The 23,769-nt window shown below is 70.3% G+C and carries 16 protein-coding genes and 2 pseudogenes; 13 read left to right on the top strand and 5 right to left on the bottom strand.

The genetic code is table 11. The features are described from left to right. Window positions 1-124: 124 nt before the first annotated feature. Window positions 125-2,731: a hypothetical protein gene (locus ACFHWU_RS15460; protein ID WP_416590857.1), complete on the bottom strand. Its 2,607-nt coding sequence runs from the start codon at window positions 2,729-2,731 to the stop codon at window positions 125-127. Beyond that, a complete protein-coding gene (locus ACFHWU_RS15455) occupies window positions 2,731-3,783 on the bottom strand; it encodes a patatin-like phospholipase family protein (RefSeq protein WP_416554169.1) in 1,053 nt (350 codons plus the stop codon). Before ACFHWU_RS15455 ends, ACFHWU_RS15460 begins: the two co-directional genes overlap by 1 nt. A gap of 317 nt (window positions 3,784-4,100) precedes the next feature. Between ACFHWU_RS15455 and ACFHWU_RS15450 the strand changes: the two are divergent. Next, window positions 4,101-4,648 (top strand): annotated as a pseudogene (locus ACFHWU_RS15450) (type 1 glutamine amidotransferase domain-containing protein). A gap of 105 nt (window positions 4,649-4,753) precedes the next feature. On the opposite strand, the gene aceB reads toward ACFHWU_RS15450, so the two are convergent. Together aceB and aceA are read right to left on the bottom strand one after the other, a co-directional pair. Then, on the bottom strand, window positions 4,754-6,358 hold the full coding sequence (gene aceB / locus ACFHWU_RS15445; protein WP_416554173.1) for a malate synthase A: 1,605 nt from the start codon (window positions 6,356-6,358) through the stop codon (window positions 4,754-4,756). Then, window positions 6,355-7,692, bottom strand: coding sequence for an isocitrate lyase (aceA, locus tag ACFHWU_RS15440; protein WP_416590856.1), 1,338 nt, complete (start codon window positions 7,690-7,692; stop codon window positions 6,355-6,357). The genes aceB and aceA overlap by 4 nt, the downstream gene beginning before the upstream one ends. A gap of 192 nt (window positions 7,693-7,884) precedes the next feature. Here aceA and ACFHWU_RS15435 point away from each other — a divergent pair, with 192 nt between their 5' ends. Further along, window positions 7,885-9,279, top strand: coding sequence for a short-chain fatty acyl-CoA regulator family protein (locus ACFHWU_RS15435; protein WP_416590855.1), 1,395 nt, complete (start codon window positions 7,885-7,887; stop codon window positions 9,277-9,279). A 91-nt stretch (window positions 9,280-9,370) separates the two neighbouring features. On the opposite strand, the gene ACFHWU_RS15430 is transcribed toward ACFHWU_RS15435, so the two are convergent. Further along, window positions 9,371-10,861: an RICIN domain-containing protein gene (locus tag ACFHWU_RS15430; RefSeq protein WP_416590854.1), complete on the bottom strand. Its 1,491-nt coding sequence runs from the start codon at window positions 10,859-10,861 to the stop codon at window positions 9,371-9,373. Between the two features lie 231 nt (window positions 10,862-11,092). On the opposite strand from ACFHWU_RS15430, the pseudogene ACFHWU_RS15425 reads away from it, so the two are divergent. The 11 genes and pseudogenes from ACFHWU_RS15425 to ACFHWU_RS15375 form a co-directional block, all read left to right on the top strand. Then, window positions 11,093-11,215 (top strand): annotated as a pseudogene (locus ACFHWU_RS15425) (nitroreductase family protein); the annotation flags it as partial. A gap of 230 nt (window positions 11,216-11,445) precedes the next feature. Further along, window positions 11,446-13,005 carry an SPFH domain-containing protein gene (locus ACFHWU_RS15420; protein ID WP_416590853.1) on the top strand — a complete coding sequence of 520 codons (1,560 nt, stop codon included), beginning with the start codon at window positions 11,446-11,448 and terminating at the stop codon, window positions 13,003-13,005. Next, window positions 13,005-14,306: an SPFH domain-containing protein gene (locus ACFHWU_RS15415; RefSeq protein ID WP_416554183.1), complete on the top strand. Its 1,302-nt coding sequence runs from the start codon at window positions 13,005-13,007 to the stop codon at window positions 14,304-14,306. The genes ACFHWU_RS15420 and ACFHWU_RS15415 overlap by 1 nt, the downstream gene beginning before the upstream one ends. 67 nt (window positions 14,307-14,373) lie before the next feature. After that, window positions 14,374-15,894 carry a glycoside hydrolase family 43 protein gene (locus ACFHWU_RS15410; protein ID WP_416554185.1) on the top strand — a complete coding sequence of 507 codons (1,521 nt, stop codon included), beginning with the start codon at window positions 14,374-14,376 and terminating at the stop codon, window positions 15,892-15,894. Window positions 15,895-15,985: 91 nt separating this feature from the next. Next, window positions 15,986-17,209, top strand: a complete 1,224-nt coding sequence (locus ACFHWU_RS15405) for an MFS transporter (protein WP_416554187.1) — start codon at window positions 15,986-15,988, stop codon at window positions 17,207-17,209. 328 nt (window positions 17,210-17,537) lie between these two features. Next, window positions 17,538-19,136 (top strand): cellulose binding domain-containing protein, encoded by a 1,599-nt coding sequence (locus ACFHWU_RS15400; protein WP_416554189.1) that lies wholly within the window; start codon window positions 17,538-17,540, stop codon window positions 19,134-19,136. A 153-nt stretch (window positions 19,137-19,289) separates the two neighbouring features. Beyond that, on the top strand, window positions 19,290-19,898 hold the full coding sequence (locus ACFHWU_RS15395; RefSeq protein ID WP_416554190.1) for a PadR family transcriptional regulator: 609 nt from the start codon (window positions 19,290-19,292) through the stop codon (window positions 19,896-19,898). A gap of 96 nt (window positions 19,899-19,994) precedes the next feature. Then, window positions 19,995-20,348, top strand: coding sequence for a YciI family protein (locus ACFHWU_RS15390; protein ID WP_416554192.1), 354 nt, complete (start codon window positions 19,995-19,997; stop codon window positions 20,346-20,348). A 6-nt stretch (window positions 20,349-20,354) separates the two neighbouring features. Further along, window positions 20,355-21,668 (top strand): RNA polymerase sigma factor, encoded by a 1,314-nt coding sequence (locus tag ACFHWU_RS15385; RefSeq protein ID WP_416554194.1) that lies wholly within the window; start codon window positions 20,355-20,357, stop codon window positions 21,666-21,668. Window positions 21,669-21,789: 121 nt separating this feature from the next. Beyond that, the gene (locus tag ACFHWU_RS15380) at window positions 21,790-22,614 is read left to right on the top strand and encodes an aspartate/glutamate racemase family protein (RefSeq protein WP_416554196.1); all 825 of its coding nucleotides are present in this window, start codon (window positions 21,790-21,792) and stop codon (window positions 22,612-22,614) included. Beyond that, window positions 22,611-23,759 carry an NAD(P)H-dependent flavin oxidoreductase gene (locus tag ACFHWU_RS15375; RefSeq protein ID WP_416568244.1) on the top strand — a complete coding sequence of 383 codons (1,149 nt, stop codon included), beginning with the start codon at window positions 22,611-22,613 and terminating at the stop codon, window positions 23,757-23,759. Before ACFHWU_RS15380 ends, ACFHWU_RS15375 begins: the two co-directional genes overlap by 4 nt. The last annotated feature ends 10 nt before the right edge of the window (window positions 23,760-23,769 follow it).

Here is a 23,769-nt window from a genome sequence, read left to right as displayed (position 1 = left end):
GTCGCCAGACTGTTGCGGGCGCAGAGCGCGCACCGCACCACCTCGGCCGGGCACTTCATAGCCGAGGAGGCACCCGAGGAGATCATCAAGATGCTGCGCCCCCCTGCTTGAGCGCTAGCGCCGCTCAGCGCCGCTCATGCGTCGTCGCCGGGCCGCTGGCCCGGCCCCGGGACGGGTCGGGGCCGGGCCAGCGGTGGTTCAGGTCGCGGGCGAGGGCGAGGTACCGCAGTCGTTCGGCCGCGCTGGTGGCCCGAGTGAGCGCGGTCCTGACCTCGGCCGCTCCCCGGCCACACTTGATCATGTAGAAGAGGAAGAGGTTGATCGACGCCACGGACAAGGCGTACACGTACACGTCCTGCAGCGCGCCCTGGTAGACCGCGAGCCCGATTGTCCAGACGATCCCCGCGTAGAAAAGCGAGGTCGGCGTCCACTCCGCGAACGACGCGAGCCCGGTTGCCTTCGCGTCGCTCGACGGCACCGTGCTCAGCCCGCGTCGCCGCGCGTCGGCCAGAGCGCGCCGGGCAAACAGCAGCACCGCGCTGTTCGTGAACAGCGACAGGGTCTGGCCGATGGCACTGTTGATCGGCCAGAGTCTGGGGTCGTAGAGCACGATCGGCAGCACCAGTAGGGCACCGGTGATCGTCTGTATCCGGATGGTGAACTGGGCGAGGACGGCGCGGACGGTGAGACCGCCGGCCCGCCAGCCGGCGGCCAGCGGATCCATGCCCGCGAAGAGGTTGTGGTAGTACTTCGCCGACACCATCGCGTACGTCAGACCGACCAACAGGGCCGGCGCGTTCGTCTCGATGTCCGGTATGGAATAGCCCGGAGCGCGGAGCGAGTCGAGGACCGGAAAGCGGTCCTCCGAGCCGCCGAGCATCCGTTGCAGCGCCTCCACCATCCGGTTGCCCCAGGACCAGTCGAACTGCCGGACGATCCAGATGAGGGTGATGGAGAAGGTGACCGCCCAGGCCACCGAGGAGAGCCAGGACCAGGCCAACAGCCGGGCCGCGACGAGGGCCGACGCGCGGCTGGCGGCACCCGACTCACCTCGGCGGGTCCGGTAGATGCGGCGCAGCTGACCGGGGGCACCGGCGAGTGGCCGGAACAGTCCGAGGGTGAGTCGGGTCTGAAACAGTTCCCAGGTGCCGCGGACCAGCCGGTCGTCGGTCGGCGGAGTCCGGGCCGCCTCGGCATCGAGTTCCGCGGTGAAGGCGGCGTGGAGTCGGGCGTACCGGGAGATGTCCGGTGCCGGTTGATGTTCTTCACCGGCTACGGGGCACAGCTCGGTGGGATCGGCGTCCGGCGAGAACAGCAGCAACCGGTGGTCCGGGTGCGTGTCGATGAGGTCCTCGATGAACCGGGCCAGTAGCGGCGCGTGGGCGTAGAACTCGTCCGGAACGACATCACCCGGTTCCCCGCCACCGAACATCGTCAGCAACTTGCCCAGCGAGTAGACGTCGGACTTGTCACCGGCCGTCCCGTCGGCCTTGACCTCAGGAGCGACGAACTGTCCGTCCGGGCCTTCGAGCGCACCGAAGGCGTACGTGTACAGGTAGTTCGCGCCGATGTCGATCAGCCGGAAGACGGGCCGGCCATCCCGGTAGGTCACAATGATGTTCGACGGGGCGAGGTCGCCGTGCCCCCGCCTGGTCGGCTCGGTGGGGTGGTTGCCGGCGTTGAGAAACCGGTCGAGTTCCGCGAGCGCCAGGAAGGCGGCCGTGCCGTAGGCCCGCAGGTCGGCCAGGAGCGCGAACCGGTCGACCGAGGTCTCGCCGAGGCCCTGGTCGTCGCCGGCTGTCGCCGACCGCCCGGGCCGCACGCGTCGAGCGGAGCGGCGTCGTGCGGCACGCTCCCGCCACACCTCGTGGAGCGGACGCCCGGCGACGAAGTCCATCAGGATCCAGCTCTGCGAGCTGGCCCAGACCGCGACCAGATGGTCCGCCGGGACGCCGGCGAGATCGTAGAGCCCGGCGTACGCCTTCGTCGTGCTCGCGATGCGCGGAATCCGCAGGTACGGGTAGAGGATCAACTTGAGGGCGAAGGGTCGACGCAGCCCACCCCGTCGCGTGCCGGACCCGCGCAGGATCAGCGAGGTGGTCCCGTGTTCGTGGAACTCGAGGGTGTCGAAGTCGACTCCGGCGGTCCACTCGGACCCCGCGACGGCATCCTGGCCGGCCTGGTCCGAAAGCGGTCCGCCGACCGGCCGGTACAGCTCGCGGATCGTCTCGCGTACCGGCCGCTGCCGTACAAGACGCCCGCACACGCCGGGACAGTCGTGGCCGGGTAGGGGTGCGCTCCCGTCGGCGGTACCCGCCCGGGCCGGCGCGGTGGCGGTCCGGCGGTCACTCGATTCGGCCAGGCCGGTCAGAGTGATCAACAGCAGCGCCAGGAAGCCGACCGTCTGCCGACGCGGTGCCGGCAGGTCGGCGGCACCATCGGCGAGCCGGTCGCACTGTCGCGCCAGGTTGTCGAGGACCGCTTTCCAGCTGCCCGGGCGGAACCGATCGTCGAAGGACCGCTGGTCGAACGGGACGTCACGCAGCAGCGCCCGCCAGGAGGTCAGCTCGTCAGCCGTCGGTCGGTCCGCCGCAGTCGCCCGCCGCTCGGCGGCCGCCTGACCGCTGGCCGGCAGCAGTAGTTTCGTCAGCCGGTCGAGCTCCGGGCCGGGCGGCGTGGGCGGTCGGGAAAGCTCCTCGACCAGCTGGTCGAGGGTGGGTCGGCCAGCCATCAGCGCTGGTCCACGACCATCAGGCGGGGCACCGCGTGCAGCCGGCCCGAACGGAGCAGCGCCGCCGGTCGTCCCTCGACCGCGCAGTACATCAGGGAGTACGCTCGGCGCGCCGCGCTGATCAGCAGATGCGAGCGCAGTTCGTGCCGCTTGACCTCGGTGTCCTCGGGCAACGGGGCGAGGTCGAGGACGTACGGCGGCAGCTGGCTCGCGGTGCCGCGCCGGGCGGCGAGGTCGACCTGGTCGCGGAGCCGTTGCCGGACCGAGGCAAGGTAGGCGGCGCCCAGCCCTTCCTTCATCTTCTCCAGGTAGCGGTAGGTGTACCGGTGCTGCAGACCGAGCCCGCCGTTGCCGCTGCGCATGGGCCGGGTACTCAAGGAGAGCACGTGGGTGCATCCGTCGCGCAGCGCGAGCCGGAACGGCAGCGCGGTGACCACGCCACCGTCGAGAGCCCGCCAGCCCCGGAACTGCGCCGTCCCCCGTACGGCGATCGGCAGCCAGGCGGAGGCCAGCAGCGCTGCCTTGAGGTCGGCACGGTCGGAGAAATCGGATATCAGCCGGGTGGAAATTGCATCGACATCGGTGATAGCTATATGAAGTGGGAGGTCGGCTGCCAGAACGCGGTCATAGGCAAGCGGCTTGATGATCTCAACGATCTCTCCGAACGCGTAGTCGAGATCGAGGATGTTCCCGCCACGCAGGCCGCGGGTGAAGTCGATGAACCGGTGGCTGGTCAGGTCGTCGTAGTAAATCGAAACGGGGTACCAGGTCCCGCCGGCGAGGAAATAGGCGCTGTTCACCGCGCCGGACGAGCAGCCGTACACCGCGTCGAACGCGCCGCTGAAACCCTGGTCCTCCAGCGTCGCGAGCATCGACGCCGAGACGACTCCCCGCATCCCGCCACCCTCGACCGCAAGGCCGACCTTCGCTGTGTCACCGTGATCGCGGGCACCGGGCCGACTGCCGGAGTCGCGCCGTTTCCGAATGATCTTCAGCACCGGGTGCTCGGCGTCCCAAGGCTGCATCTCGATGGCGTCCGGTGACTCGCCCACGATCTCAACCGACCTTCTCGGCGGTGCCGTGACCGGCGGGCGACACCATCGACGATGGACTCACTCTACCGATGTTGCCAGTCGACGGATCTGTTCGGCAAACGCGAGTATTCGCAGATGCCGAACACCCCCGGGAATTGATCTACGAATCCGGCGCCCCCTTCGTGCAGAAGACTCTGATGGTCCAGGTTTCACCGCCGTTGTCGCTCGACCGTCACATCGCGCGTCACGCACTTCACTGTCACGTCGGGTTTGAGCGGGTGGTCCTGGGGCAGATGTACCAACTGGACACCGTACGCGAGTGAGAGGAGCCGCAGATGGCGACGACACTGCAGGGCAAACGGGTCGCCTTCCTGGCCGCCGACGGGGTGGAGGAGGTCGAGTACACCCAGCCCCGCGAAGCGGTCGAGGCGGCGGGCGCCGCCGTCGAACTGGTGTCGGTCCAGCCGGGCGAGATCCGGGCATTCAACCACCTGGACAAGTCCCGGACGTATCCGGTGGACGTCACCGCGGACAAGGCGGATCCGGATGCCTACGACGCGTTGGTGCTGCCCGGCGGGGTGGCGAACCCGGACTTTCTGCGCACCGACCCGGACGCGGTCGACTTCGTCCGGTCGTTCTTCACCGCGGGCAAGCCGGTCGGGGCGATCTGCCATGCGCCGTGGACGATGATCGAGGCCGGGTGGTGCGAGGCCGCACCCTGACCTCCTGGCCGAGTCTGCGTACCGACCTGACCAACGCCGGGGCGACTTGGGTGGACACCGAATGCCAGGCGGACAACGGTCTGGTCACCAGCCGCAGACCGGACGACCTGCCGGCGTTCTGCGCCAAGCTCGTCGAGGAGTGTGCCGAGGGCCGGCGCTGACCGCACGGTGGGCCGGTACGGGCGCGTCGTTGAGCCCGTACCGGCCGTCGGTCCGCCGCCGGTGGCTGGCGGCTGTCCGCAACCCGCAGTGACCGCGGGGCGGCGTCAGCGCTGGTCCGTCACCGCGGCGGGGGACAGGTGCCGGGCGTACGCTTCGGTCGTGAAGAACGCCGGCAGTTCCTCGCCGAGCGCGGTCTCCTCGACGATTCGGGCCGCCGCCTCGGCGCGGTCGCGGTCCGGTCCGTAGCGTCCGTCGACCAGCGCAACCAGCTCCTTGGCCAGGATCGACCGGACCAGGTCCTCGGTGACGCACCCGCCGTCGGCCAGCGGGGTGCCGTGGTGCAGCCACTGCCAGAGCTGACAGCGGGCGATCTCGGCGGTTGCCGCGTCCTCCATCAGGTTCCACAGCGCCACCGCGCCGGCGCCGCTGAGCCAGGCATCGACGTACCGCAGCGCCACCGCGACGTTGGCGCGGACCCCGGCCGCCGTCACCTGGCCGGGCGTCTTGTCCACCGCCAGCAGGTCGGTCGCGGTCACCGCCACCTCGTCGCGCAACCGGTCGACCTGGTGCGGACGTCCGTCGAGCACCGCGTCGAAGACCTTCCGGCAGGTCGGCACCAGGCCCGGGTGGGCCACCCAGGAGCCGTCGAAGCCGTCGCCGGCTTCGCGTTGCTTGTCCGCCCGCACCTTGCCCAGCGCGGCCTCGTTGACCTGCGGGTCCCGGCTGGGGATGAAGGCGGCCATCCCGCCGATGGCGTGCGCGCCGCGTCGGTGACAGGTCCGCACCAGCAGTTCGGTGTACGCCCGCATGAACGGCACCGTCATCGTCACCTCGGCACGGTCCGGCAGCACGAAGTCCGGCCACTGCCCGAAGTTCTTGATCACGCTGAAGATGTAGTCCCACCGGCCGGCGTTCAACCCGGCCGAGTGCTCCCGCAGCTCGTACAGAATCTCCTCCATCTCGAACGCGGCGGTGATCGTCTCGATCAGCGTGGTCGCCCGGATGGTGCCCTGCGGCAGGCCGAGCCGGCGTTGGGCGAGGACGAACACGTCGTTCCACAGCCGCGCCTCGCGGTGGTTTTCCAACTTCGGCAGGTAGAAGTACGGCCCGGCACCGGCGTCGAGCTGCCGGCGGGCGCAGTGGAAGAAGTACAGCCCGAAGTCGACCAGGCTGGCCGAGATCGGCCGCCCGTCCACCACGATGCCCTTCTCCACCAGGTGCCAGCCGCGCGGGCGGACCACGATCGTCGCGAGGTCGTCGCCGAGGGCGTACCGCTTGCCGCGCTCGTCGGTGAAGTCGATCCGCCGGTCGAGGGCGTCCATCAGGTTCAGCTGACCGCCGATCACGTTGCGCCAGGTCGGGCTGGTGGCGTCCTCGAAGTCGGCCAGCCACACCTTCGCGCCCGAGTTCAGCGCGTTGACGGTCATCTTCCGGTCGGTCGGCCCGGTGATTTCCACCCGCCGGTCGACCAGCCCGGGTGCGGGCGGGGCGACCCGCCATGTCGGGTCGGTGCGGATGTGTTCGGTCTCCGGCAGGAAGTCGGGCAGCTGTCCGGAGGCGTACCGGGCCCGCCGGGCGCGGCGGGTGTCCAGCAGCGCCACCCGCCGGGCGGCGAACTCGCCGTCCAGAGCGATCAGGAACTCCAGCGCCTCGGCGGTGAGCACTTCGTTGAACCGGTCGGCCATCGGGCCGAGAATCTCGTACCTCACGCGAACTGCTCCTCCTCGGTCGAGCCGCGCAGCGCGGTGGTCTCGCCGGCCGGATTGAGCACGGTAGAGACTAGGTCGAAGTAGCCGGTACCCACTTCCCGCTGGTGTTTCACCGCCGTGTAGCCGGCCGGTTCGGCGGCGAACTCGCGCTCCTGCAGCGACACGTAGGCGCTCATCCCGTCACTGGCGTAGCCGCGCGCCAGGTCGAACATCGAGTAGTTCAGCGCGTGGAAGCCGGCCAGGGTGATGAACTGGAACTTGTACCCCATGTGGCCGAGCTCCCGCTGGAACTTGCCGATGGTCGCGTCGTCGAGGTGCTTGCGCCAGTTGAACGACGGTGAGCAGTTGTACGCCAGCAGCTGGTCCGGGTACTCGCGCTTGATCGCCTCTGCGTACCGGCGGGCGACTTCCAGGTCCGGCGTGCTGGTCTCCATCCACAGCAGGTCGGCGTGCGGCGCGTAGGCCAGGCCTCGGGCGATGCACGGTTCGATGCCGTTGCGCACCCGGTAGAAGCCTTCGGCGGTGCGCTCGCCGGTGACGAACGGCCGGTCCCGCTCGTCGATATCGGTGGTCAGCAGGGTGGCGGCCTGCGCGTCGGTGCGGGCGATGACCACGCTCGGCACGCCGGCCACGTCGGCGGCCAGCCGGGCGGCTTCGAGGGTACGGAGGTGTGTGCCGGTCGGGATGAGCACCTTGCCGCCGAGGTGGCCGCACTTCTTCTCGGCGGCCAACTGGTCCTCCCAGTGGACCCCGGCCGCGCCGGCGGCGATCATCGCGGTCATCAGCTCGTACGCGTTGAGCACGCCGCCGAAGCCGGCCTCGGCGTCGGCGACGATCGGGGCCAGCCAGTCGGTCGCCGGGCCGTGCCCACCGCCCGGCCCGGCACTGTCGGGTCCGGCGCCGTCCGTACCGCTCTCGGCGGTGCTGATCTGCGCTGCCCGTAGCAGCGCGTTGTTGATCCGGCGAACCACCGCCGGCACCGAGTTCGCCGGGTAGAGGCTCTGGTCGGGGTAGGTGTGCCCGGCAAGGTTGGCGTCGGCGGCCACCTGCCAGCCGGACAGGTAGATCGCCTTCAGCCCGGCCCGGACCATCTGCACCGCCTGGTTGCCGGTGAGCGCGCCGAGGGCGTGGACGTAGTCCTCGCTGTGCAGCAGCTGCCACAGCCGCCGAGCTCCGTGCCGGGCCAGGGTGTGTTCCTCGGTGATGGCGCCGCGCAGCCGCACCACGTCTTCGGGGCGGTAGCTGCGCCGCACCCCGTGCCAGCGCGGATCGGTGTCCCATTCGTGTCGCAACTGATCCACTGCGCTCTGCACGGTCTCTACTGCGGTGTGCATCGTCGTCTCCTTCGGGTGGCGTGCGACCAACGGTCACATGACGCCGGCGACTGGTCGAGAGACGGAAGTAGCCAATTATTGAAAAGTCTCCGGCCCATTCTGCCAACTTGTGAAAGCAGCGATTCGCAGCCCTGCTAATGCAGGCCGATCGCGTGTTAACGTTGGCGGATCACAGCTGGAACGAGCGTGGAGGTGAGGGCGATCGCCAAGACCTTCGCCGGTGCCAGACTGCGCCGGATGCGTGAGGACCGGGGGATCAGTCAGACCGAGTTGGCCCGGCAGCTCAACATTTCAGCGAGCTATCTCAACCAGATCGAGCACGACTCCCGGCCGTTGACCGTCGCGGTGCTGATGCGGATCACCGAGGTCTTCGGCGTCGACCCGACCAGCTTCGCCCCGCACGACACCCCGCGACTCGTCGCCGGGCTGCGCGAGGCGCTCGGCTCCCGCACCGGCATCGGCGACCTGACCGAGTTCGCTTCCCGGCTGCCGGAGGTGGCCGAGGCCGTGCTCGACCTGCACCGTCGTTACCAGCAGGCCGACGAGCAGCTGTCCGAACTGGTCGGCGACCGGGAGCGGATCGGCCACAGCCCGCACGACCAGGTCACTGAGTTCTTCTACCGGCGACAAAACTACGTTCCGGCGGTCGACGAGGCCGCCGAGCGGCTGTCCGATCAGATCGGGATCCGCCGGGGCGAGGCGCGGGCGGCGCTGCAGGACCGGCTGGCGCAGCGACACGGCGTACGGATCTCCCGCGACGACGCCGACTCCCTCGGCGGCGAGCTGCACCGCTACCGGCCGCAGACCCGCACCCTGCACCTGTCCACCTCGCTGCGCCCCGGGCAGGAGGCGATCCGGATGGCCGCGCAGATCGCCCTGCTGGAGTACGCCGACGTGATCGACGAGATCATCGAGGAGGAAGGGTTCGACGATGTCCAGACCCAGATCCTCACCCGGGTCGGCCTGGCGAACTACTTCGCCGCCGCGCTGATTCTGCCGTACGAGCGGTTCCTCTCCACCGCCGAGACTCGCCGCTACGACATCGACCTGCTCACCGAGCACTTCGCGATGGGCTGGGAGACGGTCTGCCACCGGTTGAGCACCCTGCAGCGGCCCCGTTCGCGCGGGGTGCCGTTCTCGTTCGTCCGGGTCGACCGGGCCGGCAACATGTCCAAGCGTCAGTCGGCGACCGGGTTCCCGTTCTCCCGTACCGGCGGCACCTGCCCGCTGTGGAACGTCTACGAGGCGTTCGGCTCGCCGGGCCGGGTGGTCACCCAGGTCGCCGCGATGCCAGACGGCCAGCGCTACCTGTGGATCGCCCGGACCGTCATCCGCCACCACGGTGGCTACGGTCAACCCGGCAAGGTGTACGCGATCGGTCTCGGCTGCCAGACCCGCCATGCCGGTCGGCTGGTCTACTCGGCCGGGATGGACCTGCACGCCGCCGACGCCGCCACCCCGATCGGCCCCGGCTGCAAGACCTGCGAACGGATGACCTGCCCGCAGCGGGCCGCTCCGCCGATCAGCCGGCGGCTCGACGTCGACGAGAACCGCAGCACCTTCATCCCGTACCCGCTGCGGGACTGATCCGTACCTGCTGCGGGGGCCGACCTGTGACGTTGCGGGACGGGGCGGCGATGCCACGCCGCCCGGTCCCGCGGCCTGGCCGGCACCGGTCTCAGGAGACTCCGACCCGCTGCCACTGCTGGTTGCCGCCGGTACCGCAGGTGTACTGGATCACCCGGGCGCTGTCGGCGGTGGAGTACCCGGCGACGTCGAGGCACTTACCGCTGTGCCGGGCCACGATCCGCTGGTAGCCGGAGCCGGCGTCGACCCGCTGCCACTGCTGGTCGGTGCGTCCCGGCTGGCAGGCGTACTGGGCAACGGCGGTGTGGTCGGCGGTGGAGCCGTTCGACACGGTCAGGCAGCGGTCGCTGTGCCGGGCCACCAGCTGGTGGTAGCCGGTGCCCAGGTCACGCAGTTGCCAGTGCTGGTTGCCGCCGTTGTGGCAGCCGTACTGGGCGACGCCGGCACCATCCGTAGTGGACTCGTTGAGCACATCGAGGCACTTGCCGCTGTGCCGGGCCCGTAGCGTCTCGTAGGCGTACCCGCCGCCGACGCCAGTGACCTGCCCGGTCGCGGTGTCGATGCTGATCTGTGGGTGCCAGCTCATGCTCAGCGACGTGTTCGACGGGAAGGTCAACGGCAGCCAGACGTAGCGGGACTCGTTGACCCGGCCGCCCCAGGCGCTGGCCCAGCGGTCACCAAGGTACAGGTATGAGGTGGTGGCGGTGCCCTGCACCGGCAGGACGTAGGCCGGCTGGGAGCCGTAGGTGATGCTGTCAGCGAACGCGGTCGGCGCGGTCCAGGTGCCGGTGATGCTGTAGGCGGTGGCGTACCGGGCCTGGTTGGGCTGCCAGCCGGTGGCGCCGGAGGTGACCAGGAAGTAGACGCCGTTACGTTTGAACATGGCCGGCGCCTCCCGGTAGTTGCCCGGCCACAGGGTCTGCACCAGGCCGGCGACGCCGGTGTAGTCGGGGGTCAGCCGGTAGATGTTCAGGTCCGCGTTGACCCGGGTCGAGGAGATCAGGTACGCGGTGCCGTCGTCGTCGCGGAACACGGTCATGTCCCGTGAGTCGTAGCCGAGCGGCCGGAAACTGCCCAGGTACGTGTAGTTGCCGTCGACGGTGTCGGAGGTGGCCACCGCCACCCGGGCCTGGCCGTAGTCGACGCCGTTCTCCCAGTGCATCCAGAGCACGTACTTGCCGGTGGCCGGGTTGTAGAGGATCTTGGGACGCTCGATGTTGGCGACAGCGAGCTCCGGGCTGCTGTTCTGCCGCAGCACGTGGTTGCGCAACTCCCAGGTGCGCAGATCGGTTGACCGGTAGACGGAGACGTACCGGAAGGTGTGGTCGTCGTGGCGGTTCTCACCGAACCAGTAGTAGTACCCGCCCACCTTGATCATGCCGCCGCCGTGGGCGTGGACGCCGGCGCCGGTGGTGTCGGTGAACTGGGTGGCATTGGTGACGGTGACCGGTGCGGCGGCGGCCGGCGGGGCAGCCAGCGCGAGCGCGGCGACCAGCATGGGCGGGACGGACAGAGCGGCGCAGGCGGTGCTGACCAGACGCCGTCGGTGGGGGTGTCGCCGGGTGCGGGGTGCGGCAGGCATCGGGTGCCTCCTTCAGGTGGCCGGGTCTGGTGTCGCGGACGTACGACACCACGTATGTCGACTCAGACTAGGCATAGAAGCGACGTAAATCGATATGCTGGGTCGCCGGTCACCTGCGGATCGTCGTACGGTCGTACCGACCGCCGACACTCGACACTCGACACTTGACCTCGAGCTTGGCAGGAGCACCTGGTGTCCGATCTCGCGAAGACCGCGACCACCTCCGAGCCGCTGCACCCGCTGCTCGCCGACCGGTGGAGCCCGCGCGCCTTCGACCCCGAGCACCGGCTCACCGACCGGCAGCTGACCGCGCTGCTGGAAGCCGCACGCTGGGCACCCAGCCCAGCACGAAGGGCTCGCCGTGCACCAGCTCGGCGGCTTCGATGCCCACGTCGGTCCCCGACCCGGCGTAGCTGTCACCTGGTTGACCTGGGTGGCTAGCATTTCGCCGGACCGGTGCGCCGAGTTGCCCGAGCCGGGCGCCGACCGAGATCTACGGAAGGGGAACCGTGTCACGGGTCCAACAGGGTATACGCAAGGCTGCCTCTGCGATCGCTGAAGGTAATGATCCTCGCCAGCTGGCCATGGCCGAACTGGGCCGCCGTGGCGGTGTCGTGACCGGTGGGGCCGGTGGAGGTCAGTCGGTCGAGGACGGGATGGATCCGGTCGACTTTCCGGCTGCCCGCGACCTCGGCGGCAGCATCGACACCGTCATGGAGCAGCGCCGGGTGCCGCTTGACGACGCGGGTGAGGTGCTCAACCGCAGCGAGCAGCGGCGCGGCGAGGGCGGGGCGGTGCACGTCATCTGCCCGATGGTGATTCCGCGCGGTCGTTCGCTGGTCACCATGCTGCCGGTGTCGCTGCTGCTGGTGCTCGGCGTACTCGGCTCCGCGGTGGTCTCGGTCGGCGGTGGCAACCTGTTACTCAACCCGCTGTTCGGAATCCACTACTGGGTGCTGTCGCTGTTCGCCGTCGGTTTCGTCTGGTGGCGCCAGGGCATGGTCATGGTGCCGGACGGCTGCGCCGCGTTGATCACCCGGTTCGGCAAGCTGGAGCAGGTCGTCGGCCCCGGCCGGGTGGTCCTGCTGAACCCGTGGAAGCGGGTGTCGTACATCGTCAACACCACCCGCGAGTACCCGTTCAACGCACCGGTGCGTGAGGCCCCGACCAAGGGCGGCGTGAAGGCGTCCATCGACCTGTTCATCCAGTTCCGGATCAGTGACCCGGTGGAGTTCGTCTACACCCTCGGCGCGGTCCGCGGTTTCGAGGAGAAGCTCAGCAACGCGGTCAGCGAGACCATCCGTAGCCTGATCTACGAACAGCAGGCCGCCGACATCTACAACATGGTCGGCGAGGACACCGGTCGCCTGCTGGAGCAGCTCAACCAGCAGTTCCTGCCGGCTGTCGAGCTGACCAACGCCAATATCACCCACGCCGAGCCGGCCGACCGGGAGTACCGGATGGACCTCGCCGCGCCCGAGATGGTGCGGGTCGCCAAGGACGCCTACACCCACCAGTACGCGCTGCAGCTACGCAAGGAGCAGGACGAGGGCGACCTGGCCAAGGAGCTGGCCACCCTGCACGAGACCCTGTCCGGCATCCAGGCCGAGATCGCCCAGTACCAGGCGCAAATGGACACTGCGGTGGAGCGGGAGACCAACCGCGCCGAGGCACTGGCCCGCCAGCGGTACGTGCTGGCCGAGTCCGAGGCACGGGCCAACGCCGCCCTGCTGGAGGCGCAGGCCCTGGACATCCGGGCGGTCACCGCCGCCGAAGCGCCGGAGATCCTCGACTACCGCTACCAGCGGGAGGTGCTGGACACCCTGGAGGAGGTCGCCGACCACCTGCCCCGGCTGGTGCGCATCGGCGGCTCCACCGACCCGAACGGTGCGGTCGGGGTGGACCTGCTCAAGCTGGCCCGTGAACTGGTCGGCGAGCGGGGTGCCGACCTGTTCAGCGAGACCGACATGGCCGCGATGCGCACCCGGCTGGCCGAGGTCGCCGCCCGGATCGCCGGACGTGAGCCGGAGATCGCCGCGCTCCGTGCGGCCGACCAGCCGACCGTGCCGGGCACCGATGCCGGCGTTTCCCTGGCCCCCGGTGCGCCGGAGCCGACCGACGACGACCCGGAGGCACAGTGGTGATGAGCAAACTCAGTGGCGGCAGGTCGGTCATCTCCGAGGCGGTAGCGCCGTGGAGCGAGCTCGCCCAGCTGCTGCGCGGCGGTGACGCGGGCAGCCTCGTACCGGTGGTGATTCCCAAGCACCGGCGACGGCTCGGCTGGATGGTGCCGCTCTGGCTCGGTCTGCTCGCCCTGCTGTCCGGCGTGATGTTCACCCTGAACGGTGTCGACGGGCTGATCGGCGCCGCGTACGGGGCCCTCGCCGGTGCCAGCTACCTGGCCGGGGTGGTACTGCTGCTGATCGGTGCGCTCTGGTGGTGGCGCTCGTCCATCGTGGAGATCGAGCAGGGCACCCACGGGGTGCTCACCCGCTACGGCGCGGTCACCCGCACCCTGGAGCCGGGCCGGCACTACCTGTGGCACCCCTGGTCACGGGTCGACTTCGTCGTCGACGTCGCCACCGAGATCCCGTACTCGGCGCCGGTGATGGCCTGCCCGACCCGGGAGAACGTGCCGCTGCGGTCGATCGAGTTCTTCATGAAGCTGCGGATCACCGACGCGGTGCTGTTCGTGCGGACCATCGGCGCCGGCAACTTCGACCTGGTGCTGTCCAGCGCCGTGCAGGACGCCATCCGGCAGCGGGCCCGCCAGGTGCAGACCGAACGGGCGTACGACCTGCGTGGCTCCGACGTGGCCGACATGCAGGACCTGCTCAACCGGCAGCTGTCCCGCTACGGGGTGCGGATCACCGGCTGCAACATTCCCGACGTGCAGCTGCCCACCCAGTATCAGCAGCACCTGGCCACCCGGGAACGGGTCGCCAAGGAGCACGCCGCGTACGAGCAGGAGTGGGGGCTGACCCGCAAACGGCGCATCGACAGCCTGCAGATGGACATCGAGCGGGCCAAGAAGGTGCGAGACGCCCGGTTCGTCGAGGTCAAGGCGGCCCTGAACAAGGCTCGTGAGCAGGTCGCGCAGCTGCTGGAGGAGCAGGAAACCAACGCGCAGCGGGTCCGGTTCGAGATCGAGACCCGGGGCCGCAGCGGGCTGATCGCCGCCGAGAACGAGGCCAAGGCGCAACGCCGGCTGGCCCAGTCGTACCGGGACAACCGGGCGGTGCTGCAGTACGAGCTGGCGCTGCGCCGGCTCGAGGTGGGCGCGGCGCTCGCCGGCAAGGCCCCGCAGCCGGTGGTGGTACGCACCGACGGTACCGGCGGCGGCGACGTCTCGGCACTGTCCACCCTGCTCACCGCGCAGTTGCTGCCGCGTACCGTGGCGCTGCCGGCCCGCGGTGCCACCGCAGGCGGGGACGACGACGGCTGACCCGACACAGGTCCGACCCCGGTCCGGGTACGGTGCATCCACCGCACACCGGACCGGGGAGGCCGACATGACAGTGGACGGATGGGTCGACGGCGGGTTCACCAACCCGGTACTGCCCGGCTTCCATCCGGACCCGAGTGTCTGCCGGGTCGGCGACGACTACTACCTCGCCTGCTCCAGCTTCGAGTACTTCCCCGGCGTACCGATCTACCACAGCCGCGACCTGGCCAACTGGGCCCAGATCGGCAACGTGCTGGACCGCCCCGGGCAGTTGGCCATCCCCGCGTCGACCCTGTCGTCCGGCGGGGTGTATGCACCCACCCTGCGCCACCACGACGGCCGGTTCTGGCTGATCACCACCAACGTGGCCAACGGCGGCGGCAACCTGCTGGTCACCGCCGCCGACCCGGCCGGGCCGTGGTCCGACCCGGTGCGCCTGGCCGGCGTGGCCGGCATCGACCCCGACCTGGCCTGGGACGACGACGGTCACTGCTGGTGCACTACGGCCGGAGTCCACCAGGTGCGGATCGACCCGCGGACCGGTGCCACGCTCGGGCCGACCCGCCGGTTGTGGTCCGGCACCCCCGGCGCCCAGGCGCCGGAGGCCCCGCACCTGTACCGGATCGGTGCCTACTGGTACCTGCTGATCGCCGAGGGCGGTACCGAACGCGGCCACGGCATCTCCGTCGCCCGGGGCCCGGCGCCGGGCGGCCCGTTCGAGCCGTGCCCGGCGAACCCGATCCTCACCCACCGCGGTACCGACCGGCCGATCCAGAACACCGGCCACGGCGACCTGGTTCAGGCACCGGACGGCTCCTGGTGGCTGGTGCTGCTCGGGGTCCGGCCGCGCGGCGGCACCCCCGGCTGGCACGTGCTCGGCCGGGAGACGTTCCTCGCCCCGGTCGACTGGGTCGACGGCTGGCCGGTCGTCGGCGCGCTCACCGGGCGAATGACCGCACCGCGCTGGCCTGCGGCACCGGTGACGCCACCGCCGACCCGGGACGACTTCGACGCCGACCGGCTGCACCCACGGTGGCTGTCGGTGCGGTCCCGGCCTGACGACGTGTGGTCGACGACCCGGCCGCCGGGCTGGCTGACCCTGCAGGCGCGCGGTGCGTCGCTCGGCGACGCCGACGTCACCTTCGTCGGCCGCCGCCAGCAGCACCTGTCCTGCCGGGTCCGGACCCTGATCGACCCGGGTGCCGGCCGGGGCGGCCTGGCGGTGCGGATGGACGAGAACCACCACTACACGGTCGAGGCCGGCGGTGGCGAGGTGCGGGCCGCGGCCCGGATCGGCCCGCTGCGGCCGGTGCTGGACTTCCAGCCGGTACCAGCCGGGCCGGTGGTGCTACGGGTCGACGCCGTCCCGTCGCCGACCTGGCATCCCCGGCAGGGGCCGGACGTGCTTCGGCTCGGCTTCGAAACCGCCGACGGTGAGTTCGCCGTACTGGCCGAGCTCGACGGCCGTTACCTGTCGACCGAGGTCGCCGGAGGCTTCACCGGCCGGGTGATCGGCATGTACGCCGCCGCCGGTACGGTCCGCTTCGACTGGTTCGACTACGAACCGGATGTGGCTTGCCAGATCTGAATACCACTGGTGTCCGGGCAGGTCACAGCCGGGGTGGCAGGTGTGACGGGCGTCCTTGGTACAGATGATCACCGGTGGTTAGCGTGGCCGGATGGTCTCACCCGGCGCGGTCCCCGTCGACAGGCCGGCCGGGGTCCCGCGGCCGCAGATCCCGCTGCTGCTCGGCGCGGTCTTCCTGGTCTTTCTCGGCCAGATGTCGATGAGTCCGATCATCGCCCCGTTGGCCCGCGAGATCGGTCTCGCCGAGTGGCAGGTCGGGGTGACCATCAGCATCTCCGCGTTGATGGTGGTGGCGACCAGCCAGCTGTGGGGACGTCGGTCCCAGTCGTGGGGTCGCAAGCCGGTGCTGGTCGCCGCGTTTACCCTGGCCACTTTGACGATGGCGCTGTTCGCGCTGCTCGCCGACCTCGGCATGCGGGGCGTCGTCACCGGCACCACCATGTTCCTGCTGTTCGTGGTGTTCCGGGGCGTCGGGTTCGGCACCGCGATGGCTGCTGTGCCACCGACCGCGCAGGCGTACATCGCCGACGTCACGGTCGACCAGTCCGCCCGGGTCAGAGGGATGGCCGGGATCGGGGCGGTGCAGGGCGGGGCAATGGTCGCTGGCGCGTTGGTCGGTGGCCTGCTCGCCGGTTTCGGGCTGATGGCTCCGCTGGTGGTGGTGCCGGTGCTGCTCGCCGTCGGGCTGGCCGTCGTCGCGGTGCGGCTGCGCCGGGAGAGCCGTACCGAGTTGATCGAGAAGCCGGTCCGGGTCAGCCCGTTCGACGCCCGGGTGTGGCCGTACCTGCTCGCCGGGTTCGGCATGTTCACCGCGCTCGGTTTCGTCCAGGTGGTCAGCGGGTTCCTGGTCCAGGACCGGTTCGGGTTGGACGCGGAGGCCACCGGTCTGGTCACCGGTGCGGCGCTGCTTGCCGCCGGTGTCGGGATGGCGTTCGCGCAGACCGTCGTGGTGCCGCGCAGCGGCTGGCGGCCGGCGAGGCTGCTGCGGGTCGGTGGGGCCGTCGGGCTGGTCGGGTTCGTTCTGCTGGTGCCGGACACGCACATCGGGTTCCTGGTCGCCGCGATGGCCATGATCGGACTCGGTCTCGGTATCGCGATGCCCGGCTACGTCGCCGGTCCGACGCTGGCGGTCCGCCGCGACGAGCAGGGCGGGCTGGCCGGAGTGATCGGCGCCACCAATGGGCTCACCTTCGTGCTCGCGCCGACCGCCAGTACAGCGCTGTACGCCGTCTGGGTGCCGCTTCCGGTGCTGATCGGCGCCGCGCTGATGGCCAGCGTGACCGGCTTCGTCCTGATCCATCCCACGTTCCGTTGACGCGTCGCGGGCCTTCACCCAGCCGGGCCCGGCCCGGTCGTGGTTGCGCGGTCCCAGCCCTGGTGTGAGCGAGCAAGGGCCCACCCGGTCGACGCTGTCGGGCAGCTGGCTCCCGGCTGTTGACGGGATGACATCTATCAATATGATGTGTGGAAAGCGCTTTCACGCACCTCACCGCAGGCCGTCGAAGTCCAGGAGGTGACTCGGCCGGCCGGTCGGCACCGGCCCGTCGGCTTGCTCGTCGTCGAACCTCACTCACCAGTGATCCCGGTCGTCAGTGGGGCGTGCCGCCCGCCGGTGACCGCTGGACCGACCATCAGGAGAACTCATGACTCGACACCTCCAACGGCCGGCGTGGCCGGTGGCGGCTGTGGCCACCGTGGCTCTCACTGCGGGAATGACCGCGGTGACCACCCTGTCGGCCAGCGCTGCCAGTGGCTGCCAGGTCACGTACACCGTCGCCGCGCAATGGCCGGGTGGCTTCGGCGCCAACCTCGCCATTACCAACCACGGTGCGCCGATCAACGGCTGGACGCTGAGCTGGACTTTTGCTGCCGACCAGGCCATCACCCAGTCCTGGGGATTTACTGCCGACCCGGCAAGTGGCACCGTCGTCGTGCGAAACGTCAGCTACAACGCGTCGATCCCTACCGGCGGCACTGTGACCGGGGGATTCAACGGCACCTGGAACAACTTGTCGAACCCAGTGCCGACCACTTTCACTCTGAACGGCACGGTCTGCAACGGACCCGCTCCCACCAGCCCGCCGCCGACGACCGTGCCGCCGACGACCGTGCCGCCGCCGACCGTGCCGCCACCGGGCAACACGCTTATCGTCGCGACCAACGGAAACGACGCGAACCCTGGCACAGTCGGGGCTCCGCTGGCGACCCTGGCTCGGGCGGTGACCTTGGCTTCCCCCGGCACGACGATCGCCATGCGGGGCGGCACCTACCAGTTCAGCACCAACGTGCGGATCATGAAGGACGGCACTGCGGCCAACCCTTACACGATCACCAGCTACAACCGGGAGCGGGTGGTTCTCGACGGTGAGGACCTGCCGCACACCCCGGCGCCGGTCGGTGGCAGCATCCCCAACCTCGAGCGTGGCGTGCTGCACATGGAGGCCGACTACTGGCGGGTACGTGACCTGGAGATCATTCACGGGCCGTACGCCATCTTCTGCCGCGACTGCAGCAACAACGTCTTCGAACGCCTCGTCACCCGCGACAACTACGAGTCCGGCCTGCAGATCCAGGGCGCCGCGAGCAACAACCAGGTGATCGACCTCGACTCGTACGGCAACCGGGACCCACGCAAGAACGGCGAGAGCGCCGACGGCCTGGCCATCAAGGAGGGCTCCGGCACCGGCAACGTGGTACGCGGAGTCCGGCTGTGGAACAACTCCGACGACGGTTTCGACGCCTGGGAGTTCGCCTCTCCGATCCTCGTCGAGGACTCTGCGGCCTGGGGCAACGGCTTCAACCGGTGGGATCTGCCCAACTACACCGGCGACGGCAACGGGTTCAAGATGGGCGGCGGTGACCCCGACCCGGCCGCGAACCACACCATCCGTAACAGCTTCTCGTTCAGCAACGCGGTGAGCGGGTTCATCGACAACGGCAACCCGGGCACCATCACGGTGGACCGCACCACGGCCTGGAACAACGGCGGCAGCGGGTACAAGTTTGCGAACTCGACCTCGCGGTTGACCGCGAACCTCGCGGTCGGCAACGGGGCGGGGGTGTCGCTGGGCAATTCCACGGCGACCAGGAACTCGTGGAACATCAAGAGTTCCTGGAGCAACTCGGATCTGCTCAGCACGGATCCGTCGGTGCTGATCGGACCGCGCGACACAGACGGCGGGATCCGGAGCTCTGCCTTCCTGCAACCACGCAGCTACCCGAACCTTGGGGCCCGCAGCTGACCACGAAAGCGACAATTAGCGGTTCTTACCACAAAGTTCCACTGCATCCCGATGCGCCTGACGGGCCTGTACGCCCCGTCAGGCGCATTCGTGTTGTCGATGACTGGTCGGCGATATATCGTCAAAGTATCGACAACGCATTTGGAGGCAGACATGAAGTTCCACCACCGGTTCCACGGCGGACGGCAGGCATGGATGCGGGGCGGATTCGGAGTCCCGCCGTTCGGCCCCGGCCTCGGGTTCGGTCCCGGCCCAGGCCCCGGCTTCGGCGCAGGGCCGGGCGGCGGCCCGCGGCGGGGCCGGGGCGGCGGCCGCAGCCGCCGGCCGAACGTGCGTGCCGCCGTGCTCGCCCTGCTCGTCGAAGGACCGATGCACGGGTACGAGATGATCCGGGAACTCGACTCCCGCACCGGCGGTGCCTGGCGACCGAGCCCGGGATCGATCTACCCCACCCTGCAACTGCTCGAGGACGAAGGGCTGGTCGTCGGGACCGTGGACGCGGCCGGCGGCAGCCGCCGGCAGTACGCGTTGACCGACGCCGGCCGCCCCGAGGCCGAGCAGGCCGCCGAGCAGGCGCCGTGGACGCAGTTCGCCCCGGAAACCGTGGAGAGCTGGCATGACGTGCGCGAATCCGGTATGCAGACGTTGCACGCGCTGCGCCACGTGATGATGAACGGCACCCCCGAGCAGCGGGAGCGGGCCCTGGCCGTACTCGACGAGACCCGCCGCAAGCTGTACGCCATCCTGGCCGACTCCGAGTAGGTCCCGGCAGGATTCGCAGGGATCAGCTGTCGAAACGGCGGTCCGCCGATCGTCGTCAAGGCGTACGACAACACCACCACCTGCGAGGAGCCCGACATGAAGTACATGCTGTTGTTCGTCAGCCCGCCGACCGACGGCCCGGACCAGCCCGGGGCGCAGTGCACCGTCGAGGACTGGATGGCCTACGACAAGCAGATGAAGGACGCCGGCATCTGGGTCAGCGGCAACGCCCTGGCCGACCTGACCACCTGCACCTCGGTCAAGGTCGACGTCGACGGACAACGAATCGTCACCGACGGTCCGTTCGCCGAGAGCCGGGAGGTGCTTGGCGGGTACGACGTCATCGACGTACCGGACCTGGACGTCGCGCTGGACTGGGCGGCCCGCTCGCCCGGCGCTCGGGACGGGGGATCGGTGCAGGTGCGTCCGATCGCCGAGTTCGGGCTCTGACACCGGATGATCGGCGGCGAGCCGCAGAACCACCCGGCCGCCCGGGCCCCGGAAACGGACCCGGCGGCGGTACACGCATCGGTGGCGGCCGTGTTCCGCGAGGAACACGGCCGGCTGCTCGCCACCCTGGTACGCCGCTTCGGTGACCTGCACCTGGCCGAGGAGGCAGCCGCCGAGGCCATCGAGGCGGCGCTGACGCACTGGCCGGTCTCCGGGGTGCCGACCCGGCCCGGCGCGTGGCTGCTGACCACCGCGCGCCGCCGGGCCGTCGACCGCATCCGCCGCGACCGGACGTTGGCCCTGCGGATCGCGGTGCTGCAGACCGAGGCGGACCGGGCCGACCCGGCTCAGGCGGCGGACGTCGACCGGGACCTGCCCGACGACCGGCTCGCCCTGTTCTTCACCTGCGCCCACCCGGCGCTGACCGCCGAGGACCGGGTGGCGTTGACCCTGCGCTGCCTCGGCGGGTTGACCACCGCCGAGGTGGCCCGGGCCTTCCTGATGCCGGAGGCGACCATGGCCCAGCGGATCGTCCGGGCGAAACGCAAGATCCGCGACGCGCGTATCCCGTTCCGAGTGCCCGGTGCCGACGAGTTGCCGCAGCGGCTTCCCGGTGTCCTGCAGGCGGTGTACTCGATCTTTACCGAGGGGTACGCGGCCAGCTCCGGCCCCCGCCTGCAACGCCTGGACCTGGCCGAGGAGGCCATCCGGCTGGCCCGCATCCTGCACCGGCTGCTGCCCGCGCAACGGGAGACCGCCGGACTGCTCGGCCTGCTGCTGCTGGTGCACGCCCGCCGTCACACCCGGACCGGACCGGACGGGGTGCCGGTACTCCTCGACGAGCAGGACCGGCGTCGGTGGGACCGTCCAATGATCGGGGAAGGCTGTGCGTTGGCCCGCACGGCGTTGACCGGCGGCCCACCGGGCCCGTACGGGCTGCAGGCCGCCATCGCCGCGCTGCACGACGAGGCGCCCGACGTCGCCGGCACCGACTGGCCGCAGATCGTCGCCCTCTACGACGTACTGCTGAGGGCGGCACCGTCGCCGGTGGTGGCGTTGAACCGGGCGGTGGCGGTGGCCATGCGGGACGGCCCGGCAGCCGGTCTGGCCCTGCTCGACGAGCTGGTCGCCGATCCGCGCCTGCGGTCGTACCACCCGTTGCCGGCCGCCCGGGCCGATCTGCTGCACCGGCTCGGCCGGTACGCCGACGCGGCCGACGCCTACCGGCAGGCGGTGGGCCTGGCCGGCACCGAACCGGATCGGGAACATCTACGGCGTCGGCTCACTGCCGCCGAGGCGGCGGCCACTGTAGCGGACTGACCATCTGGCTGTCAAAGGTATGACTTTTACTTGCAAGCAGCCCAGCAAGCTAGAAGCCGGAGTGGACGGAGTCGTTGACACCCCTGACATTCATAGGTCAGACTTTTGGCGGGAGGTCGACATGAGTGAGCTGCGACGATTGGCGGTCATCAACTCCGACGCGAAGCGGGCCCCGGTGCTGCCCGATCCACCCGGCCTCGTCACCGAACTCGTCGAACCACGGCTGCGCCGATTCGCCCGTACCCCGTACGAGCATCTACTCACCGAGGTCGGCACGGTCGACGTCGCCGAGGCGGCGATCGTCGCCGGCTGCGACGCCGTTTACATCGATACGTTCGGCGACTACGGCGTGGGCCGGCTGCGCGCCGCCACCTCGGTGCCGATCGTCGGTGCCGGCGAGGCCTCCCTGGCCTGGGCGGGCCAGCTCGGTCGGCGGTTCAGCATCGTCACCGTCTGGCCCGCCTCGATGGACTATCTCTACGCCGAGCGGCTGAGCAGCTGCGCCGGCGGTGCCCTCGCCGCCGGGGTGCACTACCTGTCCGACGAGACGGAACTGCACCGGGTCGGCACCGACGCCGGGGTCAAGGCACGGATGGCCCGGGGCGAGACCGACGTCGTCGACGCCATCTCCGCCGCGTGTCTGCGGGCCGCCGACCGGGACGGCACTGACCTGATCCTCTTCGGCTGCACCTGCATGACCCCGGTGGCCGCCGAGGTGGCCGGCCGGGTCGGCATCGAGATCGGCGACCCGTCGGTCGTCGGACTGGCCGCCGGGCACGCCGCGGCCCTCGCCGCGACCCGACCGGCACCGCCGACCGGCCGGCTCGGCGCGGTCAGCGCGCTGGTCGACGCCTACCTGGGCGTCGCGGCGCAGTCGGGCTCGAACTGCACCGTCGAGGACGACGGCTGCGAGGTCTGCGCGGTGACCCTGGGCACGTCGTCGTGACCCCGCTGTGTCGACGGATCGGCATCGACCTGCCGGTGATCGCCTTCAGCCACTGCCGCGACGTGGTGGCGGCGGTCAGCCGGGGTGGTGGGCTCGGGGTACTCGGCGCGGCCTCGATGTCCCCCGACGACCTCGAACAGGATCTCGCCTGGCTTGATCGCGAGTGCGGGCGTCGCCCGTACGGCGTCGACCTGCTCTTTCCCGCCAGGTCCGCTGGTGACGACCCGACCGACCTGCTCGCCCAGATCCCGGCCGGGCACCAGGACTTCGTCGCCGGGCTGCAGACCCGGCTCGGGATTCCGCTGCGCCGCAGTGAACCTGGCCGGACCCGGCTCGGCGGGATGCCGACCGAGATCGACCACCTGATGACCCACGCGAACGCGTTCGCGCTGTGGGAGGTCGTGCGGGCCCACCCGGTGCGGCTGGTGGCCAGCGCGCTCGGGCCGCCTCCCGCCCAGGTGCGGGCCGCCGCGACGAGACTGGACATGCTGGTCGCCGGCCTGGTCGGCGACCCACGACACGTACGCCACCAGCTGGCCGCCGGCGTCGACGTGATCGTCGCCCAGGGCTACGAGGCGGCCGGACACACCGGTGAGATCACCTCGATGGTGCTGGTGCCGCAGGTGGTGGCTGCCGCCGGCGACGTGCCGGTGGTCGCCGCCGGTGGCATCGCCACCGGCCGTCAGGTGGTGGCCGCGCTGGCACTGGGTGCCCAGGCGGTGTGGACGGGCTCGATCTGGCTCGCCACCGCCGAGAGCGATCTCGACCCGGTCGTCAAGGACAAGATCGTGACGGCGGCGGCCACCGACACCGCGAAGACCACGGCGTACACCGGCAAGCCGACCCGGCAGCTGACCACCGCGTGGACCCAGGCCTGGCGGCAACCGGACGCTCCGGCGCCACTGGCCTCCCCGGTGCAGCAAGTGCTGGCCCGCGACGCCGTGGTCAGCTCCTTCGAGCACCAGGTCACGCCGGTGATGGGTTCGGCGGCGGGTCAGGCGGTCGGTCTGGTGGACCGGGTGCGTTCCGTCGCCAGTGTGCTGGACGACCTGCGTACCGGCATGGCCGACGCGGTCGGCGATCTCACCGCCCTGGCCGACTCCGACGACACCAGCGACGACATCGGCGTCCGCGCCAGCGACTGACGTGCCGTGG

Origin of the sequence: Micromonospora sp. LOL_015 (assembly GCF_048060275.1) — a bacterium.
Classification (GTDB): Bacteria; Actinomycetota; Actinomycetes; order Mycobacteriales; family Micromonosporaceae; genus Micromonospora_E.
This window is presented reverse-complemented; position numbering and strand designations above follow the sequence as displayed.

Excerpts from the sequence above, each read along its gene's own strand:
- ACFHWU_RS15460 (WP_416590857.1), bottom strand. The coding sequence starts at position 2,731 with ATGGCTGGCCGACCCACCCTCGACCAGCTGGTCGAGGAGCTTTCCCGA.
- aceA (WP_416590856.1), bottom strand. The coding sequence starts at position 7,692 with ATGCACACCGCAGTAGAGACCGTGCAGAGCGCAGTGGATCAGTTGCGA.
- ACFHWU_RS15430 (WP_416590854.1), bottom strand. The coding sequence starts at position 10,861 with ATGCCTGCCGCACCCCGCACCCGGCGACACCCCCACCGACGGCGTCTG.
- ACFHWU_RS15420 (WP_416590853.1), top strand. The coding sequence starts at position 11,446 with ATGGCCGAACTGGGCCGCCGTGGCGGTGTCGTGACCGGTGGGGCCGGT.
- ACFHWU_RS15415 (WP_416554183.1), top strand. The coding sequence starts at position 13,005 with ATGAGCAAACTCAGTGGCGGCAGGTCGGTCATCTCCGAGGCGGTAGCG.
- ACFHWU_RS15410 (WP_416554185.1), top strand. The coding sequence starts at position 14,374 with ATGACAGTGGACGGATGGGTCGACGGCGGGTTCACCAACCCGGTACTG.
- ACFHWU_RS15405 (WP_416554187.1), top strand. The coding sequence starts at position 15,986 with ATGGTCTCACCCGGCGCGGTCCCCGTCGACAGGCCGGCCGGGGTCCCG.
- ACFHWU_RS15400 (WP_416554189.1), top strand. The coding sequence starts at position 17,538 with ATGACTCGACACCTCCAACGGCCGGCGTGGCCGGTGGCGGCTGTGGCC.
- ACFHWU_RS15395 (WP_416554190.1), top strand. The coding sequence starts at position 19,290 with ATGAAGTTCCACCACCGGTTCCACGGCGGACGGCAGGCATGGATGCGG.
- ACFHWU_RS15390 (WP_416554192.1), top strand. The coding sequence starts at position 19,995 with ATGAAGTACATGCTGTTGTTCGTCAGCCCGCCGACCGACGGCCCGGAC.
- ACFHWU_RS15385 (WP_416554194.1), top strand. The coding sequence starts at position 20,355 with ATGATCGGCGGCGAGCCGCAGAACCACCCGGCCGCCCGGGCCCCGGAA.
- ACFHWU_RS15380 (WP_416554196.1), top strand. The coding sequence starts at position 21,790 with ATGAGTGAGCTGCGACGATTGGCGGTCATCAACTCCGACGCGAAGCGG.